The sequence below is a fragment of the Sphingobacterium siyangense genome, from assembly GCF_007830445.1.
Lineage (GTDB): Bacteria > Bacteroidota > Bacteroidia > Sphingobacteriales > Sphingobacteriaceae > Sphingobacterium > Sphingobacterium siyangense.
Map to the genome: position 1 here is coordinate 69,771 of NZ_VLKR01000023.1, position 14,379 is coordinate 84,149.

General features: G+C 43.6%; 10 protein-coding genes. 8 read left to right on the plus strand and 2 right to left on the minus strand.

Going from position 1 to position 14,379, the window contains the following annotated elements; genetic code table 11:
• Window positions 1–130 precede the first annotated feature (130 nt).
• Genes IQ31_RS19060 through IQ31_RS19075 form a run of 4 tightly spaced genes read left to right on the plus strand, consistent with a single transcriptional unit; the run spans window position 131 to window position 8,504 of the window.
• Window positions 131–3,142 carry a SusC/RagA family TonB-linked outer membrane protein gene (locus IQ31_RS19060; RefSeq protein WP_145329262.1) on the plus strand — a complete coding sequence of 1,004 codons (3,012 nt, stop codon included), beginning with the start codon at window positions 131–133 and terminating at the stop codon, window positions 3,140–3,142.
• Window positions 3,143–3,182: 40 nt separating this feature from the next.
• Window positions 3,183–4,859, plus strand: a complete 1,677-nt coding sequence (locus IQ31_RS19065; protein WP_145329264.1) for a RagB/SusD family nutrient uptake outer membrane protein — start codon at window positions 3,183–3,185, stop codon at window positions 4,857–4,859.
• 18 nt (window positions 4,860–4,877) lie between these two features.
• The gene (locus IQ31_RS19070; RefSeq protein ID WP_145329266.1) at window positions 4,878–7,256 is read left to right on the plus strand and encodes a hypothetical protein; all 2,379 of its coding nucleotides are present in this window, start codon (window positions 4,878–4,880) and stop codon (window positions 7,254–7,256) included.
• Window positions 7,257–7,268: 12 nt separating this feature from the next.
• Entirely contained in the window at window positions 7,269–8,504 is a 1,236-nt protein-coding gene (locus IQ31_RS19075; RefSeq protein ID WP_145329268.1) for an MFS transporter, read from the plus strand.
• A gap of 112 nt (window positions 8,505–8,616) precedes the next feature.
• Here the strand turns inward: IQ31_RS19075 and IQ31_RS19080 are convergent, their stop codons facing one another.
• Both IQ31_RS19080 and IQ31_RS19085 read right to left on the minus strand, forming a co-directional pair.
• Entirely contained in the window at window positions 8,617–9,159 is a 543-nt protein-coding gene (locus IQ31_RS19080; RefSeq protein ID WP_145329270.1) for a hypothetical protein, read from the minus strand.
• A gap of 182 nt (window positions 9,160–9,341) precedes the next feature.
• The gene (locus IQ31_RS19085) at window positions 9,342–10,295 is read right to left on the minus strand and encodes a LytTR family DNA-binding domain-containing protein (RefSeq protein WP_145329272.1); all 954 of its coding nucleotides are present in this window, start codon (window positions 10,293–10,295) and stop codon (window positions 9,342–9,344) included.
• A 363-nt stretch (window positions 10,296–10,658) separates the two neighbouring features.
• Here IQ31_RS19085 and IQ31_RS19090 point away from each other — a divergent pair, with 363 nt between their 5' ends.
• The 4 genes from IQ31_RS19090 to IQ31_RS19105 all read left to right on the plus strand — a co-directional run bounded on the left by IQ31_RS19090 (window position 10,659) and on the right by IQ31_RS19105 (window position 14,327).
• The gene (locus IQ31_RS19090) at window positions 10,659–11,795 is read left to right on the plus strand and encodes an HNH endonuclease (RefSeq protein WP_145329274.1); all 1,137 of its coding nucleotides are present in this window, start codon (window positions 10,659–10,661) and stop codon (window positions 11,793–11,795) included.
• A gap of 2 nt (window positions 11,796–11,797) precedes the next feature.
• Complete coding sequence (locus IQ31_RS19095) at window positions 11,798–12,952, plus strand: hypothetical protein (RefSeq protein WP_145329276.1); 1,155 nt, start codon at window positions 11,798–11,800, stop codon at window positions 12,950–12,952.
• Between the two features lie 318 nt (window positions 12,953–13,270).
• Window positions 13,271–13,813, plus strand: coding sequence for a MauE/DoxX family redox-associated membrane protein (locus IQ31_RS19100; protein WP_145329278.1), 543 nt, complete (start codon window positions 13,271–13,273; stop codon window positions 13,811–13,813).
• A gap of 181 nt (window positions 13,814–13,994) precedes the next feature.
• Entirely contained in the window at window positions 13,995–14,327 is a 333-nt protein-coding gene (locus tag IQ31_RS19105; RefSeq protein WP_145329280.1) for a hypothetical protein, read from the plus strand.
• Window positions 14,328–14,379: the final 52 nt, after the last annotated feature.

Here is a 14,379-nt window from a genome sequence, read left to right on the forward strand (position 1 = left end):
TGAACAGGACAAGATTATGATCTGTCGTGAAACCCTTCATAATTTTACTAAACCAAACAAAACTTAAATCAGGTTGGTAAGTAACAATCTTTTTAAAAGTTAACCAAAGATAAACAAAAACATAAATTAGATGAAAAGAAAACTACTACTATTGGCGATGTTTTTGGGCCTGCAATACGCAGCATTGGCCCAAAATAAGAAGGTTTCGGGCAAGGTAATTGACGCTTTGACCCAGCAGGTGCTGTCGGGTGTCAGTATCACAGCTGAGGGGGCCAGGAGCGGAACGAGCAGCGATAAAAATGGTCTTTTTAGCTTGGAAATACCCCAGACTACATCAACTATACGTGCAAGCTATATAGGTTATCAAGAGCAGAACATTCCAGTTACCGGACAAGCTCTATTGATCGCATTGAAAAGTCAACAAAATGAATTAAGCGAAGTCGTAGTAGTGGGTTACGGTACGCAAAAGAAGAAAGATGTCACCGGATCGATTTCCACCATCGGTTCCAAAGATGTAGGTGGAAGGCAGACGGTACAAGTTTCCGAAGCTTTACAAGGTGCTGTACCCGGCGTTTCGGTGACTCGATCGAATGGCGCTCCAGGAGCCGGATCAAGTATCTTGATTCGTGGTATTACTTCGCTGAACAACAACTCGCCCCTCATTATTGTCGACGGAGTGCCTGTGAGCAATATCGACAATATCAATCCCAATGACGTAGAAAATATCAGTGTTTTAAAGGATGCATCTTCGGCTTCCATCTATGGTTCAAGAGGGGCTGCTGGCGTTATACTGGTGACGACCAAACGGGGGAAAAATGGAAAAAGTAGCTTAGACTATACGTTCGAATATGGTTTTCAAAAAGCAACGGCCATGCCGGAGTATGTTGGCATACAGGATTATTTCCGCTATTTCAATGAAAGATCGAGAAATGACGGTGGCACAAACATCCGAACAGATGAATTTATCGACACCTACTTGGACAACAACGCCAAAGATCCAGATGCTTTTCCCAACACAAATTGGCAAGACGTCGTTTTTCACAAAAACTATGCACCACGAAAACGTCATGATCTGGTGTTGACCAGCGGAACCGAAAAATTGAAAACAAAAGCCTCATTTGGCTATTCAAATTCAGATGCGCTATACGACAATTATAATTACGAACGATTTCTTTTCCGCCTGAATAACGACCTGCAGATCAGCTCAACGCTGTCAGCCAATGTGGATCTAGCCTATAAACGTACCAATATCAAAACACCAACTTACAACCCTATTTATGATGCCCGCATTTTCCCTTCGTTTTATGACGATTATTATGCCGATGGGAGATTTGCTCCGGGCAAGGAAGGTCTTAATCCCATTGCTAATGTACTGGAAGGCGGTACGTCCGCTGAAAAACTCAATCAGCTCCAAGGTCGTGTCGGTTTAAACTACAAACCGTTCAAGGGCTTGCTATTATCGGCGCTTGTCTCCCCAACATTTGACTTTGATAAAAGTAAGACCTACAATAAACAAATAAAGTACTACGATAAAGAAGACCCTGCCCGACAAATCTATGTGCGCGGCGCCTCGACAACCTTATCCGAATCACGAACCGAGCGCTATGCCATCAATGGACAATTACTTGCCAATTATACGACAAGCATAGCCGATGATCATCATGTGGATGCGCTTCTAGGGTATGAGGAAAATTATGACAATACCGAAAATCTAGGAGCCGCTCGCGATGGATTTCCGTTATTGGGCTACCCCTATCTTGATGCTGGCAGCACACAGCTGTGGAGCAATTCTGGAAATGCCCGCGAGGCCGGCCTACATTCCTACTTTTCACGTATACAATACAATTACAAAAACAAATACTACTTGCAGGGTAATATCCGGATTGACCAGTCTTCCCGTTTTGCGAAGAAATATAGAACCGCAACCTTTCCATCATTTTCTGGCGGTTGGGTATTGAGCGAAGAAAAATTTATGAAAGGTCTTAACTGGATCAATTTCCTGCGTTTTCGTGGCGGCTGGGGACGCGCCGGAAACGAGCGTATTGGCGATTATCCATATCAAGCCAACCTGACGACGACAACCGCATTAATCTATCAAAATGGTGTTGTTGTCCCTGTTGTAGGTGCAGGCCAACAAGTCTATGCCATCCCCGATATCAGCTGGGAGACCACACAAAGTACCGATTTAGGCCTAGACGCCGCGCTTTTCAGCAACAAATTAAATATTGCAGCAACCTATTACCGCAAAAAAACATTTGACATCTTACTACCTTTGGATATTCCACTATATGTGGGCTATGACAAACCCAATCAAAATGCAGGGACACTCGCTGTAAATGGATGGGAACTTGAGGCGACCTGGAAATCAAAAATTGGTCAGCTGGGCTATAGTATTGCAGTCAATGCGTCCGACGCAAAAAGTAAAATTGGAGACCTGAAAGGCACGCAGACCCTCGGTGATCAGCTCATCCGGGAAGGTAGTGAGTATAACGAATGGTTTGGCTACCGCTACGATGGTATTTTCCAAAGTATAGACGAGGTAACTGCCGGGCCCGTCGCCAATGCATCCACGAAACCCGGTGACTTTCGCTATGTGGACACCAATGGTGATGGAAAAATCACACCGGACGATAAGGTTACTTTAGGCGGAGCATTACCCCGTTATCAGTACGGCGGTAATATCCGACTGGATTACAAAGGATTTGACTTTGCTTTGGTATTTCAAGGTGTAGGAAAAAAATTAACAAGACGGACTTCAGAGTCCATTCAACCATTTTTGAGCGCTTTTGGAAATGTCCCTATAGAAATGGTCGGTAAGTTTTGGAGTACCAACAATACCGAAGAACAAAATCTAGCGGCATTCTATCCACGTCTATCCAACAACTCCAACCCACAAAATTATGCGCTATCGGACCACTGGCTGATGAACGGCTCCTATTTTCGCTTGAAAAACCTGACGCTAGGATATACGCTTACACAAAATTTTATCAGTAAAGCAGGCATTCAATCATTGCGAATCTTCGCCTCCGCAAATGACCTGTTTTCGCTCAGTCATTTTCCGAAGTACATTGACCCGGAGGCGGGAAATTTTTCCTATCCTATTGTAACGACCTACATGTTTGGCGCGAGCGTTAGTTTTTAGCAGAAACAAATTCTTATAGCATTATAAAACGTAAAACACGATGAGAAAGATATTCATTTTTATGACATTAGGCCTAATGTCATGCAATAAACTCGATTTAAACCCTTTGACAGGGCCATCTACAAGCACCTTTTATGCCAATCAGGCTGAGCTTGAATTAGCGGTAAACGATTTGTACCGATCTGTCTTTTGGGAGAATGACAACGAGCTCTTTAGCGATAACGAATGGCATCGTGCACAGTTGACCAATGCTGTCATCGGTGGGACGATGAATGCAGATGATGCAGCTGTACAAACCTTTTGGCTCAACAGCTACAAAGCTATTGCCAGAGTGTGCTCCTTTTTGGAAAATAAAGACCGGGCTGCGGGCAATACACCTGCTGCTGTACTTACACGGCTTGAAGCCGAAATGAGATTGATCCGCGCTTACCAGTACGTAAGACTTGTTACGCACTTTGGAGATGTTCCCCTAATTACCAAAACACTATCGTTGGAAGAAGCCGGCACCATCACCAGGACCGATCAAACGACAATAGCCGACTTTATCTTTTCGGAACTGGATTTTGCAGCCACGAACCTTCCTGCTAGCTATCTCAATTCCGATATCAAAAGGCTGACCAAGGGAGTCGCTTTTGCGATCAAAGCAAGGGCGGCGCTTTATATGGGAAAATACGATCTTGCGCGCGATGCCGCACAGGAAGTCATGACTCTAGCAAAAGCGGGAACTTACGCACTCAACCCCAGTTTCCGAGATTTATTCTTAAAAGCCGGTGAGAGCAGCAAAGAACTTATCTTAAGCTTTCCGAGAGATCAGGCGCAGAAAGTATTTAATGGTTCAGAATATGTCAAGGATTTTATTTCCAGGACAGCTGGCGGATATGGTGCCGACATACCAACTAGGGATGTCGTGGATGCTTTTGAATGTACGGATGGTCTGCCGATCGATGAGTCTCCACAATACAATCCACTCGACCCTTTTAAAAATAGGGATCCTCGTTTAAGATCAACTGTCGTCGAGTTTAATACCTATTGGCTTGGAAACAATTATACACCCCATCCCGATTCACTGCAGGTATGGAGCAACAAACTTGGCCGCAAAGTGACGAATAATGACAGCCGGGCGGTGGCGCAGTTTGCCAGTTACACAGGCTTCCTTTGGAAAAAAGGTATCGACCAGACTTGGCCTGACCGGTTGGTAGAAGATCAAGATGTCTACATTATCCGTTATGCCGAGATGCTATTGACCTACGCCGAGGCGAAGATCGAACGCAACGAAATCGACGCCACTGTATTGGATGCACTCAATCAGGTGCGCGCCAGAGCCTATGGTGTATCCGTGACACAGACCACGGACTACCCTGCGGTGACAACCATGATGCAAGCCGACTTAAGAAAAATTGTCCGTCGGGAAAGACGGGTCGAATTTGTTCGCGAAGGACTCCGATACATGGACTTGATCCGATGGAAAATAGCCGAAAAAGCACTCGCAAGACCTGTGATAGGCTTACCAGACCCTCAAGCCCAAAACAGGTCAAAATGGCCTTTTCCAGGAACTACCCCGATTGATGATGATGGTATCGCAGACTACAGCATCTTCGGCACGGACGTCAAAATCCTTAACGAACGTAAATTTGATAAAAGTAGACAGTACCTATGGCCAATTCCTGCGATCGAACGGCGCCAAAATCCCAATATCGAACAGAACCCAAATTATTAATCCCCGATTAACATACATATGAAATTAAGATCAATGTTACAGCAGAGCGCACTAGTAAGCACATTCCTATTTTTATGCGCCAATGTGGAAGCGCAAAACAAGCCACTGAAAGTCAGTGGCGTTTACCCCCATCTAGCGACCTTCAATGAAGGTTGGCCCAAAACTGAACAGGAAAAGAAGAAAGGTGGTCAGGGCTATGAAAATGGTATTGGCGCTATCACTCCCTGGGCAGGGAAGCTTTGGATGGTCACTTATTCACCCCATGAGCCCCATGGTAGTGCTGACAAGCTCTACAGCATAGATAAAAATCTTCAGGTGACGATTCATCCCGAGAGTATAGGCGGAACACCGGCAAACCGGATGATTCACCGCGAATCCAATCAATTGATCACCAGCAGTTATTTTATTGATGATAAGGGCAAAGTACGAGTCATACCTTTCTCGGTCATGCCCGGACGGATGACCGCTACCGCAAGGCATCTTTCCGATCCAAACAACATGGTCTATTTTTACGATATGGAAGGGATGCTGTACGAAGTGAACGTAAACACCCTATCCGTAAATAAGCTCTTTCACAAACCCGTTCCGGGCTGGCATGGTAAAGGTGCCTATACAGCGCAAAACAGGCTTGTAGTGGCCAATAATGGCGAAGAAGCGGTATTTAAGATCGGTAAAGAGATGCTCAAGGCAGGCGATCTACCACAAAATGAAGAAGACAAAGGTGTATTGGCCAGCTGGGACGGAAAAAAATGGGAAATCATCGAACGAAGACAGTTTACAGACGTCACTGGCCCCGGAGGTATCTATGGAAGTCCTGACGATAAAACCCCACTGTGGAGCATTGGCTGGGATAAACGTTCGGTCATACTCAAACTACTTGACAATGGACAGTGGTACACCTATAGATTGCCAAAAGCAGCCCATACCTACGACCATCGTGGCGGCTGGTATACCGAATGGCCTCGTATCCGTGAGGTCGGCAACGGCAAAATGCTGATGGACATGCATGCCATGCTATACGATTTCCCCAAGACATTTTCTAAAGCACATAGTGGAGGTATTCGTCCAGTCAATACCCACTTGCGTTACATTCCTGATTTCTGTAGCTGGAACGACCAGATCGTGATTGCTACAGATGAGACCACCGTACTCGAAAATCCATTGGCCGGACGCTCTCAATCCAATTTGTGGTTCGGGCAATGGAACGATCTCCAAACCTGGGGAAGCCCCACTGGCTGGGGAGGTCCCTGGATGAAAGACCAGGTGAAGGCCAATATCCCCTCTGACCCCTATCTAATCAATGGTTTCGATCAAAAGGTACTTCACCTGAACACCAATAAAGAAGCCATGCTGACCATTCAAATTGATATAAATGGAAATAATGAATGGAAGGATTACAAAACGCTTACCTTGAAGGCCAATGTTTATCAGTATTACCTCTTACCAACGGGCCTGAAAGCGAACTGGATACGCTTTAAAGTAAACAAAGATTGTCGTGCAACTGCGTTTATGCACTTTACAGGGAAACCACAAACGTCCGACCCAGCTATGTTCAAGTCGCTCTCTGACATCAACAGCGCGGAAGCAATTCATAGCAATATCATCCGACCGGCCAATTTCAATAAGAACCTTCAGGTTTTGCAAACCGATAGCCACACATATGCTGAGATCACGGAAAATCTAACAGCAGCCTCAAGTGTGGCCGATAGCAGTGCCCAGCTTCTTCGTCTTGGACAGTTTGCCAAGAGTTACACCAGTGATTCAGCTTCAATCATCATAAAAGATGCTACTGGAACCTTTCGTATCCCTAAAGGTTCCAGCAATTACGAGCATTTTGCATATCGGGACAAAAGAGAAATTGAATCCGAAAGATTCATGCTTAATATCAGCGGAACCTTTTATGAAGTCGGACGGGAAAGTGGTTTTCTCGCATTGCGACCAGTCACCACCCACAATAAGAAAATTATCGATTTCTGTACCTGGAGAGGATTGTTAGTATTTAGTGGTGCCCGTAAAAACGCTCAACCCGATGGTCAGTATTTTGGAGATCGCAACAATGGTCTGTGGTACGGCGCTGTGGACGATATGTGGAAAATGGGCAAACCCCGTGGCGAAGGCGGTGTCTGGAAAAATACAGCAGTCAAAGCACATAGCCCTTCCCTACCTTACCTTATGACGGGCTATGACCAAAAATCCGTTAAGCTGAGTGCAGATAGAAATACAAATATCACCTTGGAGGTAGACTATGACCTGACAGGTTTTAGCACCTATGAGACCATCCATATTCCTGCCGGCACAACTGTCGAACACAAATTTCCAAAAGGCTTCAGTGCGCATTGGGTCAGAGCGATTTCGGATCGTGAATGTCAGGCTACAGTATGGTTTAGCTATCAATAAAATAGGCACACCATGTTAAAGGAAAAAAAAGCCATTCATTACCTCCTCAGCGCTCCCGTAATAGTTGCTGCACTGGGGTATTTCGTCGATATTTACGACCTGCTGCTTTTTGGAATTGTCAGGATCCCGAGTCTTACAGACTTGGGTCTTGACGAACAAGGGCTTTCGGAAGAGGGCGCCAGCATCCTCAATTGGCAGATGTGCGGCCTGCTACTCGGTGGAGTAGTTTGGGGTGTGCTGGGAGATAAAAAAGGGCGCCTTTCGGTGCTCTTTGGTTCTATCATTACCTACTCTATTGCCAACTTTGCCTGTGGATTTGTGCAGGATGTCACAACTTACAAACTCTTTCGATTTGTCGCCGGTATCGGTTTGGCCGGCGAACTCGGTGCAGGAATCACCCTAGTTTCCGAGAGCTTACCTAAAAAGCTACGTGCCATAGGCACTTCCGTTGTTGCAGGAGTTGGTTTGCTTGGTGCCGTAGCCGCCTATTTCACGGTCGAACTTTTTAGCTGGCGATATGCCTACTTTGCCGGAGGTGGCCTAGGATTATTATTATTGATTCTACGCATTGGCGTATTCGAATCAGGACTGTACAAATCCATGAAAGGTTTTGATGGGCTTCAAAAAGGTAATATTATTTCCTTCTTTACCAATAAGGACCGGCTGAAACTCTATCTCAAATGCATCGGAATCGGCCTTCCGACCTGGTATATCATCGGTATTTTGACCACATTTAGTAATGAGTTTGGCAAAGCAATGCATATAGCCGAGCCGATCAAACCTGGCCTCAGTGTCATGTGGTGTTATGTTGGATTGGCCCTGGGAGATTTTTTGAGCGGTTTCATTAGCTATTACCTCTCTTCGCGCCGCCGTGCCATTGCATTATTCATGATATTCACCCTGGCGGGAAGCCTGATTTATCTGTATGGTGGTATACAAAGCGCCACAGGACTATATATCATGTGTGGCTGGCTTGGTTTTGGAATTGGCTATTGGGCGATGTTTGTCACCATAGCCGCCGAACAATTTGGTACAAACATCCGGGCTACTGCGGCGACGACGATACCAAATATCGTACGTGGTACAGTCATTGGCATGACGACCTTATACGCTTTCTTAAAGCCATTTGTTTTTGAACTCCATGCTGCTGCAATAGTTGGTATCATTTGTTTCGCGATCGGTTTTTATTGCATCAATACTGTTCCTGAAACACATGATAAGGATCTGAATTTTATCGAGCCCGAATAAACGGGCTATACGATAAAAGCGGGCTATTTGCTTAGAAATAGCCCGCTCAATACCTATGGACAAATTTGATCCGTGTTTGAAAGAAGAACATCGTTCACCGCAAAAACCGGCTCTACCTTCCTGACAGTTTAATCTTTCCATCGCCATCAAAATCCGTATTATCCATCGCTCTTTTTAGATTCAACTGCTTCAATGATAAGCCTTCCTGCAATGTCAAGTCCGTCGCTTTTACCCGAAATAATGGATAAGATAAGGGTTTTTCGCCCCATTCGAGTACAAAATGGTATCCATCCACGATCTTTTGATAATCATCGGTCTTAATGATCAAAATATTGTGAAAGGTTTGCTCTGGTCTAGCAGCATCGCTATCTTTAGAAATGCCCCTTGCTTTGTAGGTGGCGACAAACTTATAATAGTGATATTTGCCATTTACCGGATTAAACACCAATTCTCTACTGTTATTTTCCTTGATCAAGTCCGCAAACGAATTTTCAAAATCATCCAGCATTTTATAGTTAAAATCCGTATTGATCTTATTGGTGACCAATATATAGTTTTTTTCATCTTTGGTCGCTAGATTGTCTTTCGCTTGATTTTGCGCAGCGGCCGAATAACAAGAGAACCAGACCAAGAGTAGTACTATTAAATATCTCATGAATCTAATTTATTAAAATTTGAGGAGTATTTCCGGAGCTGGCCAGCAAACATTCTTTTTTCCCATCTGTAGGTGACACAAACGGTGTACTTTTACACTATTCCAACAAATAGCTCCAATCGCTTATCACTGACGAAATATCCCAAGCCAATTAATCACTTTTACAGCGGCGGAAATTATGTCTATTCCTTCTCAAACCAACGCTTGAAGTCCGCAGCATGATAACGGCTGACAAATATATCTTCTTGCTGCTCAAAATCAGGTTTCAGTTCGATCGCCAATATACTATTTTCTAAAGCACGATATTCTTTAATGATACTCCGATTAACGATATAACGCCTGTACATCAGATAATATTGATCATGGTCGAGTACTTTCATCAATGTTTCGAGGCTATAGTTGTGCGTATACTCCTTACTACTCGTCAAGGTCAGCAGCTTTTTATCATTTGCAGAGCTTTTGATAAATGCAATGCCGTCAAGTGCGACATAGTTATCTTCATAACCATACTTAACGCCGAGACAAGGCGCGAGCTTGACCGAATCGGAAAGGTTCTCGCTCCTCTCGTCCTCCAATTTTAGTTGCAGTGCTTCATAGTTGACAATCATTTCCTTGAGCGCAGTCCGCTCCATTTCTGCCTCTAGGTATTGATCCTTCACAAATCGGGCAAATCGCATGACGTAGATCACCAGAAATAGCAGATTTAAAATGAAAATAAACAAAAACAGAAACCTAAATTCGTTGCGCATGTAAGGAATGAGTGCGCCCCAGCCTTTTGCGTTTAAGGGTAAAAATACCAGCATCACAAAAAGCACGGTAAGCAAAGCAGGCAGTATCACTCCATAGCCAATTTGCCTAATCAGACGAGGCTTAAAATCCGTCAGCCAGGATAGTCTCCTATCCATATACCGATTAAAAACATGTGCTCCCCAAAGGACACACATAACGATCAGCGAAGAAAGAAACCAATAGAGATAAAATTTTGGCGCTGAATACCGTGCGTCAAAAACAAGAAACTTGCTTGGTGAATAGAAAAAGTTACCCAACAGAATAGCCAAAAATAATTGGAGCCTGAGTGGTAGGTAGTTGACGTGAACCTCGGAATGAAATGTCTCAATAAGTTTTTTAGTTTGCATAAAGTTCTCTTGGTTAAGGCAAACTAAAATAACTAATTTCCCAAATAATAAATTAAAATAGCGCTGCAGGATTCCGTCAAAATTTACGGAATCCTGCTTTATTTTGCCTTTCTATTTGAATGTATACCACCATTCATGCTATAATCTCATTTTTACATAAGACACAAAAAACCGCCTTAAACAGCCTCAAAGCGATATTCTAGTTCAATCTCACTTACCATTCGTCGGTTTTTTCAACTTTTCACCTTGTCTTCGACGAAAGACCTTCCTAATTTTACAATAACGCAATTAATTATTGGATAGACAGCTACATCCAGGCCATTAGGCAAAAGCCATACGACTATAGACCAATAAAAAATGATTATGAGAAAATTAAGAATAACCTACGGACGGTCCTATCAAAACACTCCAATAGAACAATGTTTCTATTGCGAACGACATTTGAGCAGTCATCACAACTGGACCAACCTGCAGCGGTGCAATGACCTATTACGTCCATCGACAAGAATGAGTGGAAATAAGATTAGCGTTATTGTATGTCACACCTGCAAAAGAGCCAAATTGCAACTTGAACCCGAAGAGTTTATCGAAATACTGCAGGAGTGCTTTGACACCCAACAAGATTTTAAATATATAGATGTATCGCGGATCCAGATGGTCATCAAAAATCTTATTTACATCCTGGATTGTCTGGAGCCTGATCTCAACGGACGGAATCTCACGGTCGTCAAAAGAACGGACTTGGAAAAACCAATATTGAAATATCAGGTTGTGACCAGCGTTCAGTCTATTCAATCAAATACAGCACAAATTGATACTACGCTGACCTGTTATTACTGCAATAGACCATTGGACGCCTCGCGGAAAGATCCCGATCGTCAGATCACCCGGGATCATGTACGCCCTATATCCAAACACCCCGAATCGAGACAGATTGTATTCAGCTGTCACCTATGCAACAACAGCAAGGCGAATGATGAGCCAGAAATTTTTGTGGCAAAACTAAAAATCGCGCATTATCACGAACAGAACTATAAAAAAATACCCAATCATCTACTGAGCACCATGATTGTCAATCTACAAGATTTGATCAAAAAGTCCCTCAAATCTTTTGCCCCATACCCAGCGCTAGACATCTTACATCACTACGACCTTTCACTTCTGCGACAGCAGCTTCATGGTAAAAAGCGGCAACTTTGGCTCGACCGTATTGACGACTACGCTCTGCTGGAATTACTTTTACTGTGCCTCGGTACTCGAAACAAGCGATCAAGTGAGGGCTTGGCTCATGATGCGGCTTTTTTTAATATCCCACTCTGGCGAGAGCGACTGGAACTGGCATTGGAAATCGGATGGATATCGGCGTTCTACCGCATCGATACGATCGATTTTCACGCGCTGATGGAGGAGCAAGAGTTTGATCAATTTTATATTCTAAGCGATCGGGGCCGGGCGGCCCTACAGCTGGAGACAGTCTGTAGTCAACAACAAAAAAAGTAAACATGATCCGATCATTAAACCAATTGGAAGACGCAATCCATGCGTATGGCATACTGCAAGATAGTGGATCTGGAAGCACTATCCCTAGCGATGAATCCATTATAGTTGCTTGCGAAGCCCTGATCCGCGATTCGGAACAGCTGTATATCAGCCATGCAAAATCAGGTATGGCCCGGGAGTCCTTTCGACGCTATTACACCAAATTCAGGCTCCTTTTCGATAAATTATATAAGTACAAATCCTATCAGCCAGATCATACCGTTGCAAAAATTCATGAAGGTATCTGGCAGAGTATTCACCATTTTAAAGAACATATGAATCCAATGGAAGAGCTCTCCCTATACGATCAGCAGCTGCTCAAGGAGAGCAGTCTCGAAAAACTCGCTAAGCTATCTATGGATTTAAACGCCAAGCAACTGGACGAAGAATATCTTTTAGAAATCAACTATGGACTACACAGTCTGTTTGATGAACATAAGCTGCCGCGGCTACTTTTTTATCATTGTGAATGGCTAGCGACCTTCCTTTCGGCTCTGGAAAGCCTCGCGCAGGATCAGCGTGACAAGCACTATGCGAAGCGCTTTATGGAGTTATTGATCCGCTACAATTTTAATTATCTAGGCCTTCGCAACCGCTGGCACGAGCAGCTCGAACGAAAACTCGCCCCCCTTTCAAAATCAGACCAAATATCCTCGCTATTGCTGCTGGAAAAGGAGATCACACACTACCGCCCCCTCCCCATGAGCAATTATGATGTTGATCAGCCAAATCTCAAGACCATGATGAATGAATATATCGGAGCAGAACTGGATTATCTTGAAAAAATATCGAAACTAGAATCACAGGAAAGAGATACGCGCCAGGAGATTTCTGCTTCTTCCAGCGGAATTCATATGACACTAACAGGAGAAGGAATCACCTGCCTGTTCCACTATTCCAGCAAAGTCGGTCTTTTTAAGGACAAGCATAAGAGTGATGCTGCCGTAGGAGTAGCGCAACATATCGTCACCAAACGTGGTAACCATATTACTGCAAACCAGCTGACAAAATTCAACAAATTTGAACATATATTAAGCCTCTATCTCGTCGAGGACAAACTCAAAGAAATGCTACATTTCATAAAAAAAGATATTGAAGACGTTGAGCTAAGAAAATAATTCAAAAAAACACCTGCTTTATTACCTTTAAAAAAGCCTTTTTAGAAAAACTTGGGGGATTCCAGTTTATCCCCCTCCTACCCTCGGTCTAAGAGATAACCTCCTGAAGGCGAAAAGGCCGAATACCTAACATGAGGTCATTGTGAGTCCGATATTCTGTTCAACTGTGTCATTAAAAAAAATAACTGTCCCTTATCCCCTATTCTATTTCTAACAATCTCTTGAGGCGTTTTAAAAGCCGATTTCTTTCAAAAATCCTTCTACATGGAATGAAGTGATGTTGTCCTTACTTTGCTTTCAGACTTACACAGTATAACAATGAAAGCGAAAAAGATTATATATCAGATCATCCTTATTACACTGATGGCACTTTGGATCCCGATCAGCCTGGACAAGTTTATGAACTATGAACTATTCAAGTCTGCGATGATACAGCAGCCATTTAGTGATCAGCTAGGTGAGTCCTTAGCCTATATCTTGCCAGCACTTGAGCTTGCTGTGGGGTTACTTTTTATCCTACCAAAGACAAGGTTATGGGCATTTAGTCTGTCATCGTTGTTGATGGTAGCTTTTGTAGCCTACGTAAGCTTAGCTGTCCTAAAAGTATGGGGCAAAATTCCCTGCGGTTGCGGGCTCGTATTCCATCAATTGGGCTGGGTGTCCCATCTCTGGCTGAATATCGGATTTTTACTGATTAGCCTGCTCGGCTTAGCGCTTGAGCTATATTTTCATAAAAATGAAACTCCAAAAAGTCGAATCTTGAAAAATAGTGCCGACATCGATTTCACCGGTGGACAATCGGTCAATGAAACAAAAGTTCCAGTAGAACTGAAAACCATTCCTAGGTTACAAAAAGAATAGTGTACCAGATCAACAGCGGAACTTGGATTCAAGGCTAATCCGGGTGAAGGGCGCGTCTGCCAAAAGACACTTATGATGGTATTCCGGCGCTGTTGTCGACGGCTACGTACAGAAAACCGACGCATCGAAGGGATAAGAAAGAAATTTAAAAAACTAAAGTAAAGACTTAAAAATTAAAAACATGAAAAATTCAGTAAATTCCATTAAAAAACACGGCTTGGCCGTATTTGCCATGACACTTTTATTAGGTTATGGAGGTTTTAGTTATGCAAAATCAATGTTTGCAACAAACTGGTATTTAATTCAGACTCAAGGAACAAATCCTGATGATGACACCATTGGTGCCGTAACGATGGATCCAAGCCAAGGAGGGGAATGCGAAAGCGAACCGCATCCTGAGCGTTGTACTATCCAGTTACAAAATGACAATAACTTTAATCTAGACGGAGTGCAGGTTTCAGCTGCCAAAGCCCTTCCGGGTGTCTCCGAATTAGATCGCACAAACTACAAATAATCATTAAACTTCAAAAAATGGCCTCATATCTAAACGATATGAGGCCAATTAA